The sequence below is a fragment of the Pseudomonas sp. KB_15 genome (assembly GCF_052114525.1).
Taxonomy (GTDB): domain Bacteria; phylum Pseudomonadota; class Gammaproteobacteria; order Pseudomonadales; family Pseudomonadaceae; genus Aquipseudomonas.
The window spans coordinates 285,022-304,657 of record NZ_JBFREX010000002.1 but is presented as its reverse complement, the minus strand read 5'-3'; the positions used below and the strand labels follow the sequence as shown (position 1 = coordinate 304,657).

The 19,636-nt window shown below is 60.6% G+C and carries 21 protein-coding genes and 1 pseudogene; 5 read left to right on the top strand and 17 right to left on the bottom strand.

Annotation, left to right across the window (positions count from 1 at the left end; all coding sequences use genetic code 11):
- Positions 1-107: 107 nt before the first annotated feature.
- Together AB4Z35_RS03775 and AB4Z35_RS03770 are read left to right on the top strand one after the other, a co-directional pair.
- Positions 108-1,067, top strand: coding sequence for an amino acid ABC transporter permease (locus AB4Z35_RS03775; protein WP_007996293.1), 960 nt, complete (start codon positions 108-110; stop codon positions 1,065-1,067).
- Entirely contained in the window at positions 1,060-1,794 is a 735-nt protein-coding gene (locus AB4Z35_RS03770) for an amino acid ABC transporter ATP-binding protein (protein WP_442096072.1), read from the top strand. The genes AB4Z35_RS03775 and AB4Z35_RS03770 overlap by 8 nt, the downstream gene beginning before the upstream one ends.
- 157 nt (positions 1,795-1,951) lie before the next feature.
- Here AB4Z35_RS03770 and AB4Z35_RS03765 read toward each other — a convergent pair whose 3' ends face one another.
- The 11 genes and pseudogenes from AB4Z35_RS03765 to ubiE form a co-directional block, all read right to left on the bottom strand.
- Positions 1,952-2,665: a methyl-accepting chemotaxis protein gene (locus tag AB4Z35_RS03765; protein ID WP_442096129.1), complete on the bottom strand. Its 714-nt coding sequence runs from the start codon at positions 2,663-2,665 to the stop codon at positions 1,952-1,954.
- A gap of 141 nt (positions 2,666-2,806) precedes the next feature.
- Positions 2,807-3,868 (bottom strand): annotated as a pseudogene (locus AB4Z35_RS03760) (methyl-accepting chemotaxis protein); the annotation flags it as partial.
- 235 nt (positions 3,869-4,103) lie between these two features.
- Positions 4,104-4,811 carry a 16S rRNA (uracil(1498)-N(3))-methyltransferase gene (locus AB4Z35_RS03755; protein ID WP_442096071.1) on the bottom strand — a complete coding sequence of 236 codons (708 nt, stop codon included), beginning with the start codon at positions 4,809-4,811 and terminating at the stop codon, positions 4,104-4,106.
- Positions 4,808-5,602, bottom strand: a complete 795-nt coding sequence (gene tatC / locus AB4Z35_RS03750; RefSeq protein WP_007996287.1) for a twin-arginine translocase subunit TatC — start codon at positions 5,600-5,602, stop codon at positions 4,808-4,810. The genes AB4Z35_RS03755 and tatC overlap by 4 nt, the downstream gene beginning before the upstream one ends.
- Positions 5,599-6,039 (bottom strand): Sec-independent protein translocase protein TatB, encoded by a 441-nt coding sequence (tatB, locus tag AB4Z35_RS03745; RefSeq protein WP_442096070.1) that lies wholly within the window; start codon positions 6,037-6,039, stop codon positions 5,599-5,601. The genes tatC and tatB overlap by 4 nt, the downstream gene beginning before the upstream one ends.
- Before the next feature lie 10 nt (positions 6,040-6,049).
- Positions 6,050-6,322: a twin-arginine translocase TatA/TatE family subunit gene (locus tag AB4Z35_RS03740; RefSeq protein WP_007989280.1), complete on the bottom strand. Its 273-nt coding sequence runs from the start codon at positions 6,320-6,322 to the stop codon at positions 6,050-6,052.
- Between the two features lie 25 nt (positions 6,323-6,347).
- Positions 6,348-6,680 carry a phosphoribosyl-ATP diphosphatase gene (locus AB4Z35_RS03735; protein WP_007952422.1) on the bottom strand — a complete coding sequence of 111 codons (333 nt, stop codon included), beginning with the start codon at positions 6,678-6,680 and terminating at the stop codon, positions 6,348-6,350.
- Positions 6,673-7,074 (bottom strand): phosphoribosyl-AMP cyclohydrolase, encoded by a 402-nt coding sequence (gene hisI, locus AB4Z35_RS03730; RefSeq protein ID WP_007989281.1) that lies wholly within the window; start codon positions 7,072-7,074, stop codon positions 6,673-6,675. The genes AB4Z35_RS03735 and hisI overlap by 8 nt, the downstream gene beginning before the upstream one ends.
- Before the next feature lie 81 nt (positions 7,075-7,155).
- A complete protein-coding gene (gene ubiB / locus AB4Z35_RS03725; RefSeq protein WP_007996283.1) occupies positions 7,156-8,760 on the bottom strand; it encodes a ubiquinone biosynthesis regulatory protein kinase UbiB in 1,605 nt (534 codons plus the stop codon).
- Positions 8,757-9,380: a ubiquinone biosynthesis accessory factor UbiJ gene (locus tag AB4Z35_RS03720; protein ID WP_442096069.1), complete on the bottom strand. Its 624-nt coding sequence runs from the start codon at positions 9,378-9,380 to the stop codon at positions 8,757-8,759. The genes ubiB and AB4Z35_RS03720 overlap by 4 nt, the downstream gene beginning before the upstream one ends.
- The gene (ubiE, locus tag AB4Z35_RS03715; protein ID WP_007989286.1) at positions 9,380-10,150 is read right to left on the bottom strand and encodes a bifunctional demethylmenaquinone methyltransferase/2-methoxy-6-polyprenyl-1,4-benzoquinol methylase UbiE; all 771 of its coding nucleotides are present in this window, start codon (positions 10,148-10,150) and stop codon (positions 9,380-9,382) included. Before ubiE ends, AB4Z35_RS03720 begins: the two co-directional genes overlap by 1 nt.
- Before the next feature lie 155 nt (positions 10,151-10,305).
- Between ubiE and AB4Z35_RS03710 the strand changes: the two genes are divergently transcribed.
- From AB4Z35_RS03710 to AB4Z35_RS03700, 3 genes are all read left to right on the top strand, one after another.
- Complete coding sequence (locus AB4Z35_RS03710) at positions 10,306-10,581, top strand: polyhydroxyalkanoic acid system family protein (protein ID WP_442096068.1); 276 nt, start codon at positions 10,306-10,308, stop codon at positions 10,579-10,581.
- 243 nt (positions 10,582-10,824) lie between these two features.
- Complete coding sequence (locus tag AB4Z35_RS03705) at positions 10,825-11,247, top strand: phasin family protein (protein WP_007996278.1); 423 nt, start codon at positions 10,825-10,827, stop codon at positions 11,245-11,247.
- A gap of 10 nt (positions 11,248-11,257) precedes the next feature.
- Positions 11,258-12,106, top strand: coding sequence for a phasin family protein (locus AB4Z35_RS03700; RefSeq protein WP_442096067.1), 849 nt, complete (start codon positions 11,258-11,260; stop codon positions 12,104-12,106).
- Between the two features lie 192 nt (positions 12,107-12,298).
- Here the strand turns inward: AB4Z35_RS03700 and AB4Z35_RS03695 are convergent, their stop codons facing one another.
- The 6 genes from AB4Z35_RS03695 to hslU all read right to left on the bottom strand — a co-directional run bounded on the left by AB4Z35_RS03695 (position 12,299) and on the right by hslU (position 19,586).
- The gene (locus AB4Z35_RS03695) at positions 12,299-12,919 is read right to left on the bottom strand and encodes a TetR/AcrR family transcriptional regulator (RefSeq protein ID WP_442096066.1); all 621 of its coding nucleotides are present in this window, start codon (positions 12,917-12,919) and stop codon (positions 12,299-12,301) included.
- A 59-nt stretch (positions 12,920-12,978) separates the two neighbouring features.
- Complete coding sequence (gene phaC / locus AB4Z35_RS03690) at positions 12,979-14,661, bottom strand: class II poly(R)-hydroxyalkanoic acid synthase (RefSeq protein WP_442096065.1); 1,683 nt, start codon at positions 14,659-14,661, stop codon at positions 12,979-12,981.
- A gap of 115 nt (positions 14,662-14,776) precedes the next feature.
- On the bottom strand, positions 14,777-15,631 hold the full coding sequence (gene phaZ, locus AB4Z35_RS03685; RefSeq protein ID WP_116264197.1) for a poly(3-hydroxyalkanoate) depolymerase: 855 nt from the start codon (positions 15,629-15,631) through the stop codon (positions 14,777-14,779).
- 162 nt (positions 15,632-15,793) lie between these two features.
- The gene (gene phaC / locus AB4Z35_RS03680; protein ID WP_442096064.1) at positions 15,794-17,473 is read right to left on the bottom strand and encodes a class II poly(R)-hydroxyalkanoic acid synthase; all 1,680 of its coding nucleotides are present in this window, start codon (positions 17,471-17,473) and stop codon (positions 15,794-15,796) included.
- Between the two features lie 260 nt (positions 17,474-17,733).
- Complete coding sequence (locus AB4Z35_RS03675; RefSeq protein WP_442096063.1) at positions 17,734-18,105, bottom strand: gamma-butyrobetaine hydroxylase-like domain-containing protein; 372 nt, start codon at positions 18,103-18,105, stop codon at positions 17,734-17,736.
- 143 nt (positions 18,106-18,248) lie between these two features.
- Positions 18,249-19,586: an HslU--HslV peptidase ATPase subunit gene (hslU, locus tag AB4Z35_RS03670; RefSeq protein WP_442096062.1), complete on the bottom strand. Its 1,338-nt coding sequence runs from the start codon at positions 19,584-19,586 to the stop codon at positions 18,249-18,251.
- Positions 19,587-19,636 lie beyond the last annotated feature (50 nt).

The window sequence follows — 19,636 nt, the reverse complement described above, 5'->3', positions numbered from 1 at the left end:
TAATCCGGGTGAACACAAATTTTGTGTCCGGCACAGCCCCTGTGGGAGCGAGCTTGCTCGCGATAGCGGCCTCCCCGGCGATACAACTTTCGGATTCAACAAACCCAATGAAACAGAAAAAAGCCCAATGGCCCTGGCACGTCCTGACCGTGCTGGTGCTCATCGGCCTGGCCGGCGCGTTGTACTACGCCACCTCGCTGATGTCCTACGAATGGCGCTGGAACCGCGTTCCGCAGTACTTCGCCTACCACGCCGAAGAGTCCCAGCGCGCCGCCGACATCTCCACCGTCAGCGAACTGGTGCGCAAGGGCGACAAGGCTGAAGTCACCCTGCGCAACGACGCCGGCACCGAGCAGCACCTGATCGTCGACGACAACAGCCTGCAAGTCGCCCAAGGCGATGATGTGGCCGAGGGCGATGTGATTGGCGTGACCCGCCATTGGGCCGCAGGGCCGCTGATGTGGGGGCTCTGGACCACCTTATGGTTGTCTGTGGTGTCCGGCGTTCTAGGGCTGCTGATCGGTCTGGCCACCGGCCTGTGCCGGCTGTCGAACAACCCGACCCTGCGCGACCTCTCGACGATCTACGTCGAGCTGGTGCGCGGTACGCCACTGTTAGTACAGATCTTCATTTTCTACTTCTTCATCGGCACGGTGATGAACCTGTCCCGGGAATTCGCCGGGATCGCGGCGCTGTCGCTGTTCACTGGCGCCTATGTGGCGGAAATCATCCGCTCCGGCGTGCAATCCATCGCCCGTGGCCAGAACGAAGCTGCACGGTCGCTGGGTTTGAGTGCCGGTCAGTCGATGCGTCATGTGGTGCTGCCGCAAGCCTTCAAGCGTGTATTGCCGCCGCTGGCAGGGCAGTTCATCAGCCTGGTGAAAGATACCTCGCTGGTGTCGGTGATCGCGATTACCGAACTGCTCAAAAGTGGCCGCGAAGTCATCACCACCTCGTTCTCGCCGTTCGAAATCCTGTTCTGCGTCGCCGGTCTGTACCTGTTGATCAACCTGCCGCTGTCGAAAATCGCCAGCCGGCTTGAGCGGAGGCTCGCGCAAAGTGATTGAAGTCCGCGATCTGGTAAAAGTCTTCAACACCCGTGGCCAGGTGGTGCGCGCGGTGGATAACGTCAGCACAACGGTCGCCAAGGGCGAAGTGCTGGTGGTGATCGGTCCGTCCGGCTCCGGCAAGTCGACCTTTCTGCGCTGCCTCAATGGCCTGGAAACCTTCGATTCCGGCTCGGTGAGCATCGACGGCCTGCAACTGGCCGACCCGAAAACCGATGTGAACGCCTATCGCCGCGAAGTCGGCATGGTGTTCCAGCACTTCAACCTGTTCCCGCACATGACCGTGCTGGAAAACCTCTGCCTGGCGCAGAAAGTCGTGCGCAAACGCGGCAAAAAGGAGCGTGAGGCCAAGGCCATGGCGTTGCTGGAAAAGGTCGGGATTGCGCAGAAGGCCAACGCGTTTCCGTCACGCCTGTCCGGCGGTCAGCAACAACGCGTGGCCATCGCCCGGGCACTGGCGATGGAGCCGAAGGTCATGCTGTTCGACGAGCCGACCTCGGCACTCGACCCGGAAATGGTCGGCGAAGTGCTGGATGTGATGAAAAACCTGGCCGTGGAAGGCATGACGATGGTTTGCGTCACCCACGAAATGGGCTTCGCCCGGGAAGTGGCGGATCGGGTGCTGTTCTTCGATCACGGCAAGTTGCTGGAAGATGCTTCGCCAGCGGAGTTCTTCGATGCACCGAAGGATCCGCGAGCACAGGCGTTTTTGCGCCAGGTTTTGTAATCTCGGCGTCTGAAAAGTCGCCATCGCGAGCAAGCTCGCTCCCACAGTGATTTTCGGTGTTAGTACTTATTGCGGAACACCACAGAACCCTGTGGGAGCGAGCTTGCTCGCGATAGCATCACCTCGGTTCCAAGCGAGCCGAGGCAGATGAATCACCTCAAACCTTGAACTTGCCCACCAGCATCTGCAAATGCGTTCCCAACCGCGCCAGCTCAACGCTGGAGGCCGCGGTCTCTTCACTTGCGGCCGAGGTCTGGTCCGACACGTCCCGCACGTTCAGCACGCTGCGGTTGATCTCTTCGGCCACGGCGCTTTGCTGTTCGGCGGCAGCGGCGATCTGCTGGTTCATCGCCTGAATCGCCGAGACGGTGCGGGTGATGCTTTCCAGTGAACCACCGGCGCGGCGAGTCAGTTCGACACTGCTGTCGGTCAGGTTGCGGCTGTTGTCCATGATGGTCGCCACCTGCTGCGTGCCGTTTTGCAGGCCGACGATCAGCTCTTCGATCTCTTCGGTGGACTTCTGGGTGCGCTGGGCCAGGCTGCGGACTTCGTCTGCGACCACGGCAAAACCACGCCCGGCTTCACCGGCCCGGGCGGCTTCAATCGCGGCGTTGAGCGCCAGCAGGTTGGTTTGCTGGGCCACGGACTTGATCACGTCGAGCACGCTGCCGATCTTGTCGCTTTCGCGCTTGAGTTCGCCCATGGCCTCGGTGGAGTGGCCGACTTCCGCGGCCAGGCGTTCGATCTGGGCGATGGCTTCGCCCACCACTTTGTCGCCCTCGCGGGCCTGCTGGTCGGCGGCGACGGCGGCTTCGGAGGCTTCTTCGGCGTTGCGCGCGACTTCCTGCACGGTGGCGGCCATTTCGTTCATGGCAGTCGCGACCTGGTCGGTCTCGACCTTCTGGCTGTTGACCCCGGCGCTGGTCTGTTCGGTAACGGCGGACAGCTCTTCGGCGGCGCTGGCGATCTGCGTGACGCCATCGCTGATGCCGCCGATCAGTTCGCGCAAGCCCTGGGTCATGCTCTGCATGGCACGCTGCAACTGGCCGAGTTCGTCACGGCGCTGCGACGTCAGGTTGTGGGTCAGGTCGCCACGGGCTACGCGTTCAGCGACGGCCAGGGTCTGGTTCAATGGAATGATGATCTGCCGGGTGATCGCCCAGGCGGCCAGCAGGCCGAAGGCGATGGCCAGTACGGTGGCGAGGGTCAGCATGTTCTTGGCGTGGGCGGCGTCGGTGTCGCGCACGACGGTTTGCGAGACGGTGAGTTTCTGGCTCATGTCCAGCAGGATGTCGCCTTGGGCGGACATGCGTACCAGGGCCTTGGCGCTGGCCACCTGGGAGTCGCGGAACTGGCTGACAGCGGCGCGGTAGGCCTTCAGCGAATCAGTCGCCTGTTGCAGGTTGGCGATGTGTTCTCCGGGCAGTTTGGCCGGCAGGCTCTCGAGGTTCTTCAGGGCGTTGTCGATCGCGTCGAGGGCTGGCTGTTCGGCTTCGGTCTTGCCGCTGTAGGTGTAGCCGCGAACCTGGAAGCGCGCCTGCTGGATCAGTTTGCTCAGGTCGATCACGCTGTTGAACGCCGCCACGCTGTCGCCTTGCAGCATGGTTTTTTCCACTTCGGCGACGCGGGCCACGGCGTTGTCGGCGGTGGCGCCGAGTTTGCTGCGGGCGTCTTCACGCTGGGCGCCGGCCTGGGTCATGTCGCTGAAGGCACGACGGTATTCGGCGACAGCGGCCAGTTGTTGATCGACCATGGCCGTATCAGCCGGTTGCTCGATCAGGCCGCGGGCGGTCTGCAGGCCGCTTTCGAGTTTGCCCAACAGATCGTTGACGGCGCCGGGACCCTGTTCGCCGCGACGCATCTCGTAATCCAGGCGGGCGATGCGCAGGTCCTTGGTCAGGTCGTTGAGGCTGGCGATGAACCCCAGTTTATCGCCACGGCTGGTCACGCCGCTCAGGCCGCTCCAGCCGGTGAAGGTGATCAGCAGGGTCAGTAACAGCACCAGACCGAAGCCGATCCCCAGCTTGCGTTTGACGCTGACGTTTCCCAGATTTTCGGCTAGCCATTGATACATGCTGAAACTCCCCGGACCGCAATTTGGTTTTATGGGGACTGTATCGGCAGGCTGGCGACATTCTGTAGATGTCGGGGGGGACGCTTTCCTTGTAGCAGCTGGCGAAGCCTGCGTTCGGCTGCGTAGCAGTCGCAAAACCCGGCACCTCAGTCATTCTGGTTGGCTGAGTACGCCGTATAGACGACTGCTTCGCAGCCGAACGCAGGCTTCGCCAGCTGCTACGGGTTATGCGTAGTTAGAAAAGCCGTGCCAGCAGCGCGGTCACGGCGGTTTCGACGCGAAGAATGCGCTCGCCCAGTTGCACCGGTTGCAGGCCGGACTTGCCCAGCAGGTCGATCTCGTAGGGAATCCAGCCACCCTCGGGGCCGATGGCCAGGGTCACCGGCTCGCTGAGTGCGCGAGGGCAGGGCGGGTAATTGCCCGGATGCCCCACCAGGCCAAGGGTGCCTTCGGTGATGGCGGGCAGGCGGTCTTCGACGAACGGCTTGAAGCGCTTCTCGATGACGACTTCCGGCAGCACGCTGTCCCGGGCCTGTTCGAGGCCGAGGATCAACTGCTCGCGAATCGCTTCCGGTTCCAGGAACGGGGTCTGCCAGAAGCTCTTCTCGACGCGATAGCTGTTGACCAGCACGATACGCGGCACACCCATGGCCGCCACGGTCTGGAACACCCTGCGCAGCATTTTGGGCCGCGGCAGGGCCAATACCAGGGTCAATGGCAGCTTGGCCGGTGGCGGCTGGTCGAGGGTGACGCGCAATTCCGCTTCGTCGGCGTCCAGGCGCAGCACTTCGGCCGAGCCCATCAGCCCGCCGATCCGCCCGACGCGCATGCTGTCACCGACTTCGCAGCGGTGGACTTCCTGCATGTGCGTCAGCCGGCGATCGCGCAGGATCGCCCGGTCGGCCGAAATGAAATCGGCCTCTTCAAGGAGCAGCAGGTTCACGCTTGGGTCGCTGGCGGCTGGTCGTTGTGATCGTCGGCCGGTTGGTCGTCCGGATGCTCGCCACGCTTGCTGATCAGGCTGCCGAACAGGATGCCGATTTCAAACAACAGCCACATCGGCACAGCCAGCAGGGTCTGCGAGAAAATGTCCGGTGGCGTCAGGATCATGCCGACCACGAAACAGCCGATGATCACGTACGGGCGGATCTTCTTCAGGTATTTGACGTCGACCACGCCGATCCATACCAGCAGCACCACGGCCACCGGGATCTCGAACGCCACGCCAAAGGCGAAGAACAGCGTCATGACGAAATCGAGGTAGCTGGTGATGTCGGTCATCATTTCCACGCCGGCCGGGGTGGCGGCGGCGAAGAACTTGAAGATCAGCGGGAACACCAGGAAGTAGGCGAAGGCCATGCCGGCGTAGAACAACAGGATGCTGGACACCAGCAATGGCACGGCGATGCGTTTTTCATGCTTGTACAGGCCGGGGGCAATGAAGCCCCAGATCTGGTGCAGGATCACCGGGATGGCCAGGAACAGCGAGACCATCATGGTCAGCTTCAGTGGCGTCAGGAACGGCGACGACACGTCGGTGGCAATCATCGTCGCGCCGGCGGGCAGGTACGCACGCAGCGGCGTCGAGACGAAGGTGTAGATCTGCTGGGTGAAGGCAAACAGCCCGGCGAAGATGATGAAAATCGCCGCTACACAACGCAGCAGGCGGGTACGCAACTCGGTGAGGTGCGAAACCAGCGGCATGTGCTGGTCGTTTTCAGGGAGATCGCTCATGGGGCTCGCGGCGGCAGTGTTGGGTCATGAGGGGCTGGCGCAACAGGCGCAGCCGCAGGTGTGACTGGTTCAACCGGTGTGGCTGCAACAACGGGTGCAGGTTCTGCCGCTACAGCAGGTGCTGCGACGCTGGCGGCGGGAACCTGAATCGTCTGCTCTCCCACATGCTCGACCGGCGTAGGCTCCTGCTGGGTCGGCGTGAAGATTTTCCGCGCCTCCTGTTCAAGCGACAGGATGTGCTCGTTGTGCAGTTGCCGACGAATTTCGTCGGCACCGATTTCACGTTCAACTTCCTGTTTGATCGCGTTGAAGCTGCGCTTCAGGCGCCCGACCCACAGGCCAGCGGTGCGCGCAGCGCCCGGCAAGCGCTCGGGACCCAGCACCAGCAGGGCAACGAGGCCGACGAGCAGCAGTTCAGAGAAGCTGATACCAAACATTAGTCTGCGCTCACACGTCTTTGCGGATCGGCTCTTCGACTTTCTGTGCCTGCACGTCGATGGTGTGCGGCTGGTTCACAGAGGCCTGTGGCTGTACCGGCGGAACCGGTTGGGCCGGGGTCGCGTTCGGGTCGGCCGGTTTTTCGTCGTCGTTCATGGCTTTCTTGAAACCCTTGATCGATTCGCCGACGTCAGTGCCGAGGTTTTTCAGTTTCTTGGTGCCGAATACCAGTACCACGACAACCAGGATGACGATCCAGTGTTTCCAGTCAAAAATGCCCATGCTGCTGCTCCTCTCTAATAGTTATTCAGGCGGACGGACGCGAGGCTTTCTCTACGTGTCCGGAGAGACCGAAACGACGGTCCAGTTCATCGAGTACAGCCTGTGGATGCTGCCCCAATTGGGCGAGCATGACCATGCTGTGGAACCACAAATCGGCGGTTTCGTAGATCACATCGCTGCAGTCGCCGCTGACGGCGGCGTCCTTGGCGGCAATGATGGTTTCGACCGACTCTTCGCCGACTTTTTCCAGAATCTTGTTCAAGCCTTTGTGGTACAGGCTGGCGACATACGAGCTGTCGGCGGCGGCGCCTTTGCGCTCTTCCAGTACCTGGGCCAGACGGGTCAGAGTGTCACTCATGTTTGTGTCCTGCGGAATAGATGGCGTGCGGATCTTTCAGGACCGGGTCGACCGTTGTCCAGTCGCCGTTCTCGTAGACGCGATAGAAGCAGCTCTGGCGGCCGGTATGGCAGGCAATGTCTCCGATCTGCTCGACCATCAGAATGATGACGTCGGCGTCGCAGTCCAGGCGCATCTCGTGCAGGGTTTGCACATGGCCGGACTCTTCGCCCTTGCGCCACAGCTTGCCACGGGAACGTGACCAGTAAATCGCACGGTTCTCGGCAGCGGTCAGTTCCAGTGCTTCGCGGTTCATCCAGGCCATCATCAGGACGCGCCCGGTCTTGTGATCCTGGGCGATGGCCGGCACCAGGCCGTCAGCGTCCCACTTGATCTCGTCCAGCCAGTTTTTCATCTTCGACTCCGACAGCGAGCTCCACACTTCAATAGTCGAGCTCAGGCGTTGAAACAGTGTGCCAGTCGTTCACACAACTGGCTATCGGCGAACGACCAGATACAAACCGACGGCCATCATGATGCCAGCTGGCCAATAGTCCAACTGATTCAGTGGCCCGCCAGCGGCAAGGATGGCGCCACCGGCCAGATGGGCCGTACCGAGCAGGCGCAGGAACCAGTCGTCCCGGCGTCGATGCCACGGTGGCGGCGGGTCGTAGGCGTGGGGTTGGGACATGCGTTCGAGCAGGTCGCGGGCCATGTTGGCCAGGTGCGGGATCTGCTCGAACTGGCTGTGCACGTTGCCGAGCAGGGCTTTGGGGCTGACCCGCTCGCGCATCCAGCGTTCGAGGAACGGCTGCGCGGTGTTCCACAAGTCGAGGTCCGGGTACAGCTGACGGCCCAGGCCTTCGATGTTCAGCAGGGTTTTTTGCAGCAGGACCAGCTGCGGCTGCACTTCCATGTTGAAGCGACGCGCGGTCTGGAACAGGCGCATCAACACCTGACCGAAGGAAATGTCCTTCAACGGTTTTTCGAAGATGGGCTCGCACACGGTACGGATCGCCGCTTCGAATTCGTTGAGTTTGGTTTCTGCCGGCACCCAGCCCGAATCGATGTGCAACTGCGCCACGCGCCGGTAATCGCGCTTGAAGAAGGCGAACAGGTTACGCGCCAGGTAGTCCTGGTCTTCCGGGGTCAGGCTGCCGACGATGCCGCAGTCGATCGCAATGTACTGCGGGCTCCACGGGTTCACGGTGCTGACGAAAATGTTGCCAGGGTGCATGTCGGCATGGAAGAAACTGTCGCGGAACACCTGGGTGAAGAAGATTTCCACGCCGCGTTCGGCGAGCATTTTCATGTCGGTGCGCTGGTCGGCCAGGGTCGCCAGATCGGTGACCTGAATGCCGTAGATGCGCTCCATTACCAGCACTTTCGGCCGGCACCAGTCCCAGTAGACTTGCGGCACATAGAGCAGCGGCGAACCGTCGAAGTTGCGCTTCAACTGGCTGGCGTTGGCCGCCTCGCGCAGCAGGTCGAGTTCGTCGTAGATGGTTTTTTCGTAATCGCTGACCACATCCACCGGGTGCAGCAGGCGCGCATCGGCGGAGACTTTTTCAGCGGCACGGGCGAGGATGAACAGCCACGCCAGGTCCTGGGCGATCACCGGCTTGAGGCCCGGCCGGATCACCTTGACCACCACTTCTTCACCGGTTTTCAGTTGCGCGGCATGCACCTGCGCCACCGAGGCCGAGGCCAGCGGCTCGACATCGAAACGGCTGAACACGTCGCTGATTTTCTTGCCCAGCTGTTCTTCGATCAGCTTGACCGACACCTGCGAATCGAACGGCGGCACGCGGTCCTGCAACAGCATCAGCTCATCGGCGATGTCTTCTGGCAGCAGGTCGCGACGGGTGGACAGGATCTGCCCGAACTTGATGAAAATCGGCCCCAGGTCCTGCAACGCCAGGCGCAAGCGCGCGCCACGGCTCAGGTCCAGGGTCTTGCGCGGAAACCAGCGCCACGGCAACGCGTAACGCAGCGCCCGCAGGAACCAGGGCAGCGGCAGGGCGAACAGCAGGTCATCGAGGCGGTAGCGGATCACGACGCGCTGGATGCGCAACAAACGGCGGACGGCAAGCAGCTTCATGCGTTATCGCTTGGGTCGAGGGATCGGGAAAGGCGCTCGAAACGCGCCTCGAGACGTTCAAGATCGAGTTTGATCTGGTCCAGTTCACTGAATCGGGCTTCGGCTTCGCGCTGACCGACAAGGGTGCGCGATTCTTCGGCCAGGTATTCGCCCAGGTTCTGGCCCAGGCTGGCAAAGCCTTGCTGATACCAGCGGGCGCGACTGCGCAGGTGACCGCCGACCAGTTGCGTGGCCACGGGGCCCAGCCAGCGCGAGAGTTCGTACTCCCAGTCCAGCTCGAGGTCCTGAAGGACCGCCGCCAGCTCCAGCAGCACACCGCTGTCGCCGTCGAGCTCGACTTCCGGGCTGTGCAGGACGGCAGTCTTGTCCTTGCTCATCGCCAGTTTCAACAGGCTCGAGGCCGGTGCACGCAACGTGCAGTCGGCGCCGGTTTCCCACTGGGAGGCGAGCATCAGGCCTTCGTCGCTGGGCAGGATGAACAGTTGCAGCGCCGGGTTGCGGCAATCGACGGCAATCACCCGGCCGCTCAAATGCGCCAGCCGCGGCAGCGCCGTGCTGTCGAGACGCAGCACCCGGTTCAGGCCGAGTTCAACGCTGGCAAGCAGCCCGGCGAGCAGCATCAGGGCTTGATGCCGCGGTGCAAGGCAACGATGCCTGCGGTCATGTTGTGATAGGTCACGCGGTCGAAGCCGGCCTCGACCATCATCGACTTCAGGGTTTCCTGGTTCGGGTGCATACGGATCGATTCGGCCAGGTAGCGATAGCTTTCCGAGTCGTTGGTGATCAGCTTGCCCATCAGCGGCATGAAGGCGAACGAGTAGGCGTCGTAGGCCTTGGACATCAGCGCGTTGGTCGGCTTGGAGAATTCCAGCACCAGCAAACGGCCACCCGGCTTGAGCACGCGCAGCATCGAGCGCAGGGCATCTTCCTTGTGGGTCACGTTGCGCAGGCCGAAGGCGATGGTCACGCAGTCGAAATGGTTGTCCGGGAACGGCAGTTTTTCCGCATCGGCCTGGACGAATTCGACGTTGCCGGCCACACCGAGATCCAGCAGGCGGTCACGACCGACCTTGAGCATCGACTCGTTGATGTCGGCCAATACGACCTGACCGGTCGGGCCGACCAGATGCGAGAATTTTCTGGTCAGATCGCCGGTACCGCCGGCGATGTCCAGCACGCGGTTACCGGTGCGCACGCCCGACAATTCGATCGCGAAACGCTTCCACAGACGGTGCATGCCGCCCGACAGAAGGTCGTTCATCAGGTCGTACTTGGCGGCTACCGAGTGGAAAACCTCAGCGACTTTTTCCGCTTTCTGGCTTTCCGGAACGTTTTTGAAGCCGAAGTGTGTGGTGGGTTCGGCATCGCTGCCTTTGCGCTGATCAGTCATATCGCTGTCACCAAAAGAGAATGCGCGACATTCTAATCCCCAAGGCATGCTTTGTCTTGGCAAGGCTGAAGGTAAGATGGGCAACCATCGGGACGTTTTGACGCAGCAGAGGTCAAGATGCCTCGGGAAAGCATCCATAAAGCAGGAGTCATTTGATGGCCCGTATTAGTGTTGAACGTGCCCATGGCCTGGGTAAGGAAGCGGCTCGCGAGAAGGCCGACAAGCTGGCGCAGAAACTGTCCGATCAGTATGGCCTGGAGCCGCAGTGGTCCGGCGATACCCTGAACCTCAAACGCCCGGGTGTGAAGGGCGCGGTGCATGTCAGCGAGAATTCGATCAAGGTTGACGTGGAGCTGGGCCTGATGATGTCGGCCATGAGCGGCATGATCAAAGCTGAGATCGAGAAGGCGCTGGACAAGGTCCTGGTCTGATTCCCGATTGAAATCACATCCCTTGTAGGAGTGAGCCTGCTCGCGATAGCGGTTAATCAGTCAACATTGATGTTGGCTGACACTCCGTCATCGCGAGCAGGCTCACTCCTACATTTTCATGTGGCGCGCCCGACGGTTTATGTCAGTTGTTAGGGTGCCGTTTCTAATTTTTCTCCCTACTTTGTGCCTGAGCCCGACACTTATCCGGGCAGTTCCTCAAACCTTCTGCGCGTGAGGTGCACCATGGCCAAAGCTATTTTGAAGAAAAAAACCGACGCATCGAGCGGCACGCTGAGCGACGTCAAATCCTATGCCCGCAAGATCTGGCTGGCAGGCCTGGGTGCCTACACCAAGGTCGGACAAGAGGGCAGCGAATACTTTCAAGAGCTGATCAAGGCTGGTCAGGTTGTTGAAAAGAAAGGCAAAAAAGTAGTCGCTGAGAAACTTGAAGCGGCGAATGCCGAGATCGATGAAGCCAAGAGTGAAGTGAGCACTTTCAAAGGCAAGGTCGAAGTTCAACTCGACAAGGTCGAGAAGGCGTTCGACACGCGTGTCGCAAGTGCCTTGAATCGTATCGGCATTCCGTCTAAACATGACGTTGAGACACTCTCTGCTAAGCTCGATGAGCTGACGGCATTGCTCGAACGTGTCGCGCGTAAATCTTAAGGAGAACGGGATGGCTGGCAAAAAGAATACTGAAAAAGAAGGCAGCTCGTGGATCGGGAAAGTCGAAGACTACTCCCGCAAAATCTGGCTGGCTGGCTTAGGCGTGTACTCGAAGATCGACACTGACGGCAGCAAGCTCTTCGATGCATTGGTAAAGGACGGCGAGAAAGCCGAGAAGCTGACCAAGAGCGCTGTTGGCAAAACTGTCGACGCCGCCAAGGACTCCGCCTCTTCGGCCAAATCGCGCATCAGCGGCGTGAAAGATCGTGCACTGGGCAAGTGGGACGAGCTGGAAGGGGCTTTCGACAAGCGCCTGAACAGCGCCATTTCGCGTCTGGGCGTGCCGAGCCGCAACGAAGTCAAAGCACTGCACAGCAAGGTCGATACCCTGACCAAGCAAATCGAAAAACTCACCGGTGCCAAGGTTGCGCCTGTTGCGGCGAAAACCGCGGCGGCCAAGCCTGCTGCTAAACCGGCCGCCAAAACTGCTGCCAAGCCACTGGCAAAAGCGGCGGCTAAACCTGCTGCCAAGCCTGCGGCTAAAACTGCAGCGGCCAAACCAGCCGCCGCCAAGGCCGTCGCCAAACCAGCCGTCGCCAAACCAGCGGCTAAACCGGCCGCCAAGCCTGCAGCAAAAACTGCAGCGGCCAAGCCAGCAGCCAAGCCTGCTGTTGCGAAAAAACCTGCAGTGAAGAAGCCGGCAGCTCCAAAAGCCGCCGCGCCAAAACCAGCAGTGGCAGCTGCCAAACCGGCAACCCCGGCAGCTCCGGTCAGCGCTTCGAACTCCGCGACCGCGCCAACCCCTGCTGTCACCCCGACTGCCGCGCCAACTCCATCGACGCCAACCAGTCAGTCCTGATTTTCAGGGCTCAAGAAAACGCCCGGCCTTCACAGGTCGGGCGTTTTTGTTTGTGAGTGCATTCTTGAAAACGACAGAGATCCCCTGTGGGAGCGGGCTTGCTCGCGATGAGGCCATCAGATCCAGCATTGATGTTGACCGAGACGCCGTCATCGCGAGCAAGCTCGCTCCCACAGGGTTAGGGGGGCAGGATTATTCGTGGTCCTCCAGATACTCCATCGCCATCTGTTCGGTCGCAGCCTTGATCGGCGCCAGCAAGTGTGGCGCGACCAGCATCATGATCTGGTAAACCACCAGCCGCACCTCGCCTTCGCGATCGAGAATCCGCTGGTAATCCAGTGAGAACAGCAGGGTCATGGTGATCTGTTCCACCAGTTGCCCCAGCGCCTGGGTATCGCTGACCAGCAGCCCTTGCGCCTGCAATCGCGCCAGCAGCGACGCCAGTGTGCGCTTGAGTGCATTGAGCAGGTTGCGAATGCCCTTGGCCAGTTTCGGCAGGCGCCCGGCGAGGTTCGACAGGTCCTGGAAAAGAAACCGGTAGTGGGACAGGCGTTCGACGATCAGGTGCAGGAACAGCCAGTAATCTTCGGGTGCCAGTTCGACATCGGCCGGTGGATCGAGCAAGGGGGCCAGTTCGCTCTGAAAGCGCTCGAACAGCCCGAGAATCAGCGGTTCCTTGCCGTGGAAGTGGTAGTAGAGGTTGCCCGGGCTGATGCCCATTTCATTGGCAACTTCCATGGTGGAGACATTCGGTTCGCCCTTTTGATTGAACAATTGCAGGGCACATTCGAGGATCCGGTCGCGGGTTTTCATCCAGTCTTCTTAATGATCGGGTCTTGCCACGGCCGGCATAGACCGTGGCTCGTTGAACGTCAGCGCACGCGCACGTAGGTGCCGGGTGCTGCCTCCATCGGTGGGTAGTTCTGGTTGCCGAGCGCCATGTGGGTTTCCTTCTGAGCACCGGAGCGTTCCTGAATCCAGCCCAGCCATTGGGTCCACCAACTGCCGTCGACATGCTTGGCGTCGTAGTACCAGGCACGGGGGTCGCTGCTCAGTTTGCCGTTCTCGACGTAGTTGGCTTTCGGGTTGCTCGGCGGATTGAGGATGCTCTGCACATGACCGCTGTTGGACAGCACGAAGCGTCGCTCGCCACCGAGCAGCAGCGTAGAGCGATACACCGCATCCCATGGCGTGATGTGATCGTTGATGCCGGCGACGCTGAAGCTGTCGACGGTGACCTTCTGCAAATCGATCGGCGTGCCGCACACTTCCAGTCCGCCCGGGTGGGTCAGCGGGTTGTGCTTGAAGAAGTCCAGCAGGTCGCCATGCAGGGCGGCCGGCAGGCGCGTGTTGTCGTTGTTCCAGTAGAGAATGTCGAACGCCGGTGGCTCCTTGCCCAACAGGTAGTTGTTGACGAAGTAGCTCCAGATCAAATCGTTGGGACGCATCCAGGCGAAGACCTTGGCCATGTCGCGGCCGTCCAGTACACCCCGCTGATAGGAACGGCGCTTGGCAGCCTCCAGAGTCTGCTCGTCGGCGAACAGCGTAGCGGGGCTGTCCATCTGACTGTCGAGCAGGCTTACCAGATAAGTCGCGCTGGAGACCCTGCGCAGCTGCCGCTTGGCCTGCAAGTGGCCCTGCAACGCGGCAATGGTCAGCCCGCCGGCGCAGGCGCCCATCAGGTTGACCTCGCGTGCGCCGGTGATCGCCCGGCACACATTCATGGCTTCTTCCACGGCTTCCACGTAGGTCGAGAGCCCCCATTCGCGGTGACGCACATCCGGGTTGCGCCAGCTGATCATGAAGGTTTGCAGGCCGTTTTTCAGGGCGTACTGGACGAAGCTGTTGTGGGGGCTCAGGTCGAAAATGTAGTACTTGTTGATTTGCGGCGGCACCACCAGCAGGGGCTTGGAATACTGCTTTTCGCTCATCGGCTTGTACTGGATCAACTCCAGCAGTTCGTTGCGAAACACCACGGCACCGGTGGTGGTGGCGACCGTCTTGCCAACCTCGAACGCTTGCTTGGTGACTTGACGGGGCAGGCCATCGTTGTGCAGCAGGTCGTCCACCAAATGGCTGATGCCACGTACCAGGCTGCTGCCACCGGAATTGAACAGTTCCTTGACCGCCAGTGGATTGAGAAGGGTGTTGGATGGCGATACGGCGTCATTGAGCAAGGCGAAAGCGAAGTGGGCGCGGGCGCGGTCGTCCGGGCTCATGTTGCTCTCGTCGATCCAGCTCTTGACCTGTTTCTGCCAGCTCAGATAGGCCTGCAGGCTACGGCGATAAAACGGGTTGAGGCTCCATGCCGGGTCGGCGAAGCGAGTGTCTTGCGGGTTGGTCGGGTGCAGGGTTTCACCCAGCAGGACACGGCCAAGCTGACCGCCGAGTTTGAGGGCATGCCGGGCGCTGTGCAGCGGATTGCGCAAGCCATGGGCGGCCACACTGCGCAGGGTCGACACCAGATCCCGGCCGCGCAGGCCGGTAATCGCACTCTGTGCATTGATGAACGCGGCGGGAGTCGGTAAGGAATCCCTCGCTGGTTTCTCGCGCATGAGTCAACACTCCTTCGTCTTCAGGCTAAAAACAAATACACCGAACCAGAACACCATAGACGCTGTAACGGGTTGTTGCGCGGCGCGGCGTCCTGCCGACCGTTGATGCAGCGCTTTAGCCGCCCAATGGCGCCGGACGCGGGTGCATCACCGCGCGCTGGCGCTCCTCCTCCAGGAATTTCATGATGATCGGGGCCACCGCTTCGGCCCGGGTAATCAGGAACAGATGCCCGTCATCGATGATGTGCAACTGGGCGTTGGGAATCCGCCAGGCCAGCAGGCGCATGTTGATCAACGGAATCAGTGGATCATCGTCGCCGGCCAGTACCAGGGTCGGCTGGCGGATCTTGTGCAGCCAGTGAATGCTGGTCCAGCCGAGGCCGGCGAACAGCTGCCAGTAGTAACCGAGCTTGCCCGCTGAGCGCACCTTGGCCGCATGGCTCGCGGCCAGCGTCGGGTCGCGACGGAACGAGCCACCGTAGATCATCGGCGCAATGCGGATCACGTGGGACGGCTGGATGTAACGTCGCGGGCTGGCCATCATCCACAACACTTTCGGTTTGCCCGGCACCATCACCGCACCCGCCGCCGTCGCCGCCAGCACGAGTTTCTTGCAGCGCTCCGGATAGTCGTAAGCGAACTGTTGGGCCAGGGCGCCACCCCAGGACACGCCGATGACGTTGACCTGCCCGTAGTCGAGATAGTCGAGCATCCGCGCCGTGAGTTTCGCCAGGCTCGGAAAACGATATGGCCGGTTCGGCGTCGACGAACCACCGACACCGGGTACGTCGAAGCAGATGACTTCCAGGTCCGGATCCAGCGCCGCGACGAACGGGAACACCAGCTCCAGGTTGGCGCCAATGCCGTTGAAAATCAGCAGGGGCGTCAAGTGAGGCTTGCCGGGGCGTACCGCCGTGCGGAGCGTCTGGCCATCCAGATCGACGGTACGGAATATGAAGGGTTGCGGCATGCTTCTGGCCCTGTGGGTCGTTCTCTCGAATTCTTCCTCGATCCCCTGTAGGAGCGAGCTTGCTCGCGATGAACTCAAGCGCAACGCGTTAATCCGGAAAGAACGCGTTATCGTTAACGTCCATCGCGAGCAGGCTCGCTCCTACAGGGGCGGGTGTGTCAGTTATCGCTCGTGTACATAAGTGCCTGGTGCAGCTTCGCCCGCCGGGTAGGCTTTGTTGCCCAGTTTCAGCGGAGCTTTTTTCAGGTTGCCCGAACGCTGGGCCTGCCAGTTCTGCCAGTGCAGCCACCAGGAATCAGTGTGCTTGGTGGAGTTCTCTTGCCACTCCTCGGCATTGGTCGCCATTTCGGTACTGGTCATGTAACGGGATTTTGGATTGCCCGGCGGGTTCAGGATGCTCTGGATATGCCCGCTGCTGGACAGCACGAATTCAACATTGCCGCCGAACAGTTGCGCTGACTTGTAGCAGGACTTCCACGGAGTGATGTGGTCGCTGGTGCCGGCCAGGGAAAAGATGTCGGCCGTCACCTGCTTCAGGTCAATGGCGGTGCCGCACACTTCCAGTGCATTCGGGCGAATCAGTGGGTTGCTTTTGAACATTTCGATCAGATCGCCGTGGAACGCTGCCGGTAACCGTGTGGTGTCGTTGTTCCAGAACAGGATGTCGAAAACCGGCGGTTCGTTGCCCAGCAGGTAGTTGTTGACCCAGTAGTTCCAGATCAGATCGTTCGGACGCATCCAGGCGAAGACCTTGGCCATGTCCTTGCCTTCGAGTACTCCGGCCTGATACGAGTGGCGCTTGGCGGATTCGAGGGTCTGTTCGTCGACGAACAGCGCCACGTCACTGTCCAGGGTGGTGTCCAGTACGCTTACCAGCAGGGTGAGAGCATTAACCTTGCTCTCGCCGATCGCGGCGTAGTGGCCCAGCAGCGCGGTGCAGGTGATGCCACCGGAGCAGGCGCCAAGCATGTTCACGTCTTTGCTGCCGGTGATGGCGGTGACCACGTCGACCGCTTCCTTGAGCGCCTCGATGTAGGTCGACAGGCCCCACTCGCGCTGCTCCTTGGTCGGATTGCGCCAGCTGACGATGAAGGTCTGCACATTGCTGCGCAGGCAGAAGCGCGCCAGGCTCTTTTCAGGGCTCAGGTCGAACACATAGAACTTGTTGATCTGCGGCGGTACCACCAGCAATGGACGCTCGTAGACCTGTTCGGTGATCGGCTTGTACTGGATCAGTTCCAGCACATCGTTGCGGAACACCACCGCACCTTCGGTCACGCCGAGGGTTTTGCCGACCTCGAACGCACCCATGTTGACCTGGCTCGGCATGCCGCCGTTGTGCACCATGTCCTTGGCCAGATGCGAGAGACCGTCGAGCAGGCTTTTACCGCCGGTTTCGAAGAAGCGCTTGACCGCTGCCGGATTGGCGGCGGTGTTGGTCGGAGCCATGGCTTCGGTCACAAGATTGATCACGAAGTGGCCACGGGCAACGTCTTTGGGCGAGAGGTTACTCTCATCGATCCAGTCGTGGAGTTCCTTGCGCCACGCCAGGTAGGTTTGCAGATAACGTTTGTAGAGCGGGTTCTGGCTCCAGGCCGGATCCGCGAAGCGACGGTCATCGCTGGTCGGTTGAAGCTCGGATTTGCCGAACAGCACGTTCTTGAGTTCAAGGCCGAAATGAGCGACATGCCTGGCGCTGTGAATCGGTTGTTTGATGGCCTGCCTGAGCACCATTCGAGCAGAACCCAGTAGATCTTTTCCACGCAGCCCAACGACAGGATTCAGTCCCAAGGTGTTTTCCGAGGCCTGATACTTCAAGTCATCGTTATTCTTGTTACTCATCTACGACGCTCCATTGTCCTGAGACGAGTACCGGGGTCCTGCTGTGTAGTCACACAGCCAATGCCAGGTACTACTGCTCGGGTGACCGTTAATTCTGCATCGCTGCTTTTAAATTCGCAGAGAGCACTGCAGGGAACTTGCCAGTTCCATTGGTTACCCGAGTTTAATTTTTTTCGCAAGCAGGCCAATGACTGACCTCGCGGCCAAGCATTCAAACAGATGAAATTAGAAAATGCCCTCTAAAGAGCAAGAGGCTCGGATTAGAGCATCAGCTTGACGACGGATTCGTTCGGGTCGCGGGTTTTTCCGGCGGCTTTCAGCTCGGCCAGATAGTCTTCCCAGAGTGCGTCATAACGTCGCGCCAGTTCGTAGAGATATTCCCAGGTGAACAGGCCGCTGTCGTGACCGTCATCGAATGTCAGTTTCAGTGCGTACTGACCGGCCGGTTCCACTTTGGTCAGGCCTACGTTGATCTTGCCAAATTGCAGGATGGGTTTGCCGTGGCCCTGGACCTCGGCGGAAGGAGAATGCACGCGCAGGAACTCGGCGGGCAAGGTGTATTCCTCGTCGGACGCGTATTTCAGCGACAGGGTTTTCGAGGCTTTGTGCAGCTTGATGTCGGTGGGGATCATGACCGGATGTCCGCTTTGTGGAGATCCTTGTGGGAGCGAGCTTGCTCGCGATTGCGGTATCACATTCAACATGAGTATCGAATGAGATGGCCTCATCGCGAGCAAGCTCGCTCCCACAGGTTCTCTATCGCTGTAAGAGTTGCTTACAGGATATAACGGGACAGGTCTTCGTTCTGCGCCAATTCGCCCAGGTGGCTGTTGACGTAGTCGGCGTCGATCAGGATCACCTTGTCGTCATGGGCGCTGGCCAGGTCGCCGGCGCTGAACGACACCTCTTCGAGCAGGCGCTCGAGCAGGGTGTGCAGGCGACGGGCGCCGATGTTTTCGGTTTTCTCGTTGACCTGCCAGGCGATCTCGGCGATGCGCTTGATGCCGCTCGGCTGGAACTCGATGCCCAGGCCTTCGGTTTTCAGCAGTGCGCAGTATTGCTCGGTGAGCGAGGCGTGAGGCTCGCTGAGGATGCGTTCGAAATCTTCAGGGCTCAGGGCCTTGAGTTCGACACGAATCGGCAGACGGCCTTGCAGCTCGGGCACCAGGTCGCTCGGCTTGCTCAGGTGGAACGCACCGGAAGCAATGAACAGGATGTGGTCGGTCTTGACCATGCCCAGTTTGGTATTGACGGTGCAGCCTTCGATCAGCGGCAGCAAGTCACGCTGCACACCTTCGCGGGATACATCGACGCCGCCGGAATTGCCACGCTTGGCGACCTTGTCGATTTCGTCGATGAACACGATGCCGTGCTGCTCGACCGCTTCCAGGGCCTTGGCCTTCAACTCTTCATCGTTGACCAGGCGGCTGGCTTCTTCGTCACGCACCAGCTTGAGCGCTTCCTTGACCTTGAGCTTGCGGCTCTTGCGCTTGCCCTTGCCCATGTTGGCGAACAGGCTCTGCAACTGGTTGGTCATTTCTTCCATGCCCGGTGGCGCGGAGATATCGACGCCGGCCATTTCGGCGACTTCGATTTCGATCTCCTTGTCATCCAGTTGGCCTTCGCGCAGGCGCTTGCGGAACAACTGGCGGGTGTTGGAATCGGCAGTCGGGGCGTCGTCGTTGCTGAAACCCATGCGTGCCGGTGGCAGCAGGGCGTCGAGGATGCGCTCTTCGGCGGCATCTTCGGCGCGGTGGCGAACCTTGACGATTTCCTGTTCGCGCAGCAGCTTGATCGCGGCGTCGGCCAGGTCACGAATGATCGACTCGACATCGCGGCCGACATAGCCGACTTCAGTGAACTTGGTCGCTTCGACCTTGATGAACGGCGCATTGGCCAGTTTGGCCAGGCGACGGGCGATCTCGGTTTTACCGACACCGGTCGGGCCGATCATCAGGATGTTCTTTGGCGTGACTTCAACGCGCAGCTCTTCAGGCAGCTGCATGCGGCGCCAGCGGTTGCGCAGGGCAATGGCGACGGCGCGCTTGGCATCGTCCTGGCCGATGATGTGGCGGTTGAGTTCGTGGACGATTTCACGGGGAGTCATGGACATAATATTCAGTGGACCTCAAGCAAGAATGAGCCGTGGTGCGGTGGCTGCAC

Bases quoted from the DNA above. Each gene is read 5' to 3' on its own strand.
- AB4Z35_RS03775 (WP_007996293.1), top strand. From the start codon at position 108: ATGAAACAGAAAAAAGCCCAATGGCCCTGGCACGTCCTGACCGTGCTG.
- AB4Z35_RS03765 (WP_442096129.1), bottom strand. From the start codon at position 2,665: ATGAACGAAATGGCCGCCACCGTGCAGGAAGTCGCGCGCAACGCCGAA.
- tatC (WP_007996287.1), bottom strand. From the start codon at position 5,602: ATGAGCGATCTCCCTGAAAACGACCAGCACATGCCGCTGGTTTCGCAC.
- tatB (WP_442096070.1), bottom strand. From the start codon at position 6,039: ATGTTTGGTATCAGCTTCTCTGAACTGCTGCTCGTCGGCCTCGTTGCC.
- AB4Z35_RS03740 (WP_007989280.1), bottom strand. From the start codon at position 6,322: ATGGGCATTTTTGACTGGAAACACTGGATCGTCATCCTGGTTGTCGTG.
- AB4Z35_RS03735 (WP_007952422.1), bottom strand. From the start codon at position 6,680: ATGAGTGACACTCTGACCCGTCTGGCCCAGGTACTGGAAGAGCGCAAA.
- hisI (WP_007989281.1), bottom strand. From the start codon at position 7,074: ATGAAAAACTGGCTGGACGAGATCAAGTGGGACGCTGACGGCCTGGTG.
- ubiB (WP_007996283.1), bottom strand. From the start codon at position 8,760: ATGAAGCTGCTTGCCGTCCGCCGTTTGTTGCGCATCCAGCGCGTCGTG.
- AB4Z35_RS03720 (WP_442096069.1), bottom strand. From the start codon at position 9,380: ATGCTGCTCGCCGGGCTGCTTGCCAGCGTTGAACTCGGCCTGAACCGG.
- ubiE (WP_007989286.1), bottom strand. From the start codon at position 10,150: ATGACTGATCAGCGCAAAGGCAGCGATGCCGAACCCACCACACACTTC.
- AB4Z35_RS03710 (WP_442096068.1), top strand. From the start codon at position 10,306: ATGGCCCGTATTAGTGTTGAACGTGCCCATGGCCTGGGTAAGGAAGCG.
- AB4Z35_RS03705 (WP_007996278.1), top strand. From the start codon at position 10,825: ATGGCCAAAGCTATTTTGAAGAAAAAAACCGACGCATCGAGCGGCACG.
- AB4Z35_RS03700 (WP_442096067.1), top strand. From the start codon at position 11,258: ATGGCTGGCAAAAAGAATACTGAAAAAGAAGGCAGCTCGTGGATCGGG.
- AB4Z35_RS03695 (WP_442096066.1), bottom strand. From the start codon at position 12,919: ATGAAAACCCGCGACCGGATCCTCGAATGTGCCCTGCAATTGTTCAAT.
- phaC (WP_442096065.1), bottom strand. From the start codon at position 14,661: ATGCGCGAGAAACCAGCGAGGGATTCCTTACCGACTCCCGCCGCGTTC.
- phaZ (WP_116264197.1), bottom strand. From the start codon at position 15,631: ATGCCGCAACCCTTCATATTCCGTACCGTCGATCTGGATGGCCAGACG.
- phaC (WP_442096064.1), bottom strand. From the start codon at position 17,473: ATGAGTAACAAGAATAACGATGACTTGAAGTATCAGGCCTCGGAAAAC.
- AB4Z35_RS03675 (WP_442096063.1), bottom strand. From the start codon at position 18,105: ATGATCCCCACCGACATCAAGCTGCACAAAGCCTCGAAAACCCTGTCG.
- hslU (WP_442096062.1), bottom strand. From the start codon at position 19,586: ATGTCCATGACTCCCCGTGAAATCGTCCACGAACTCAACCGCCACATC.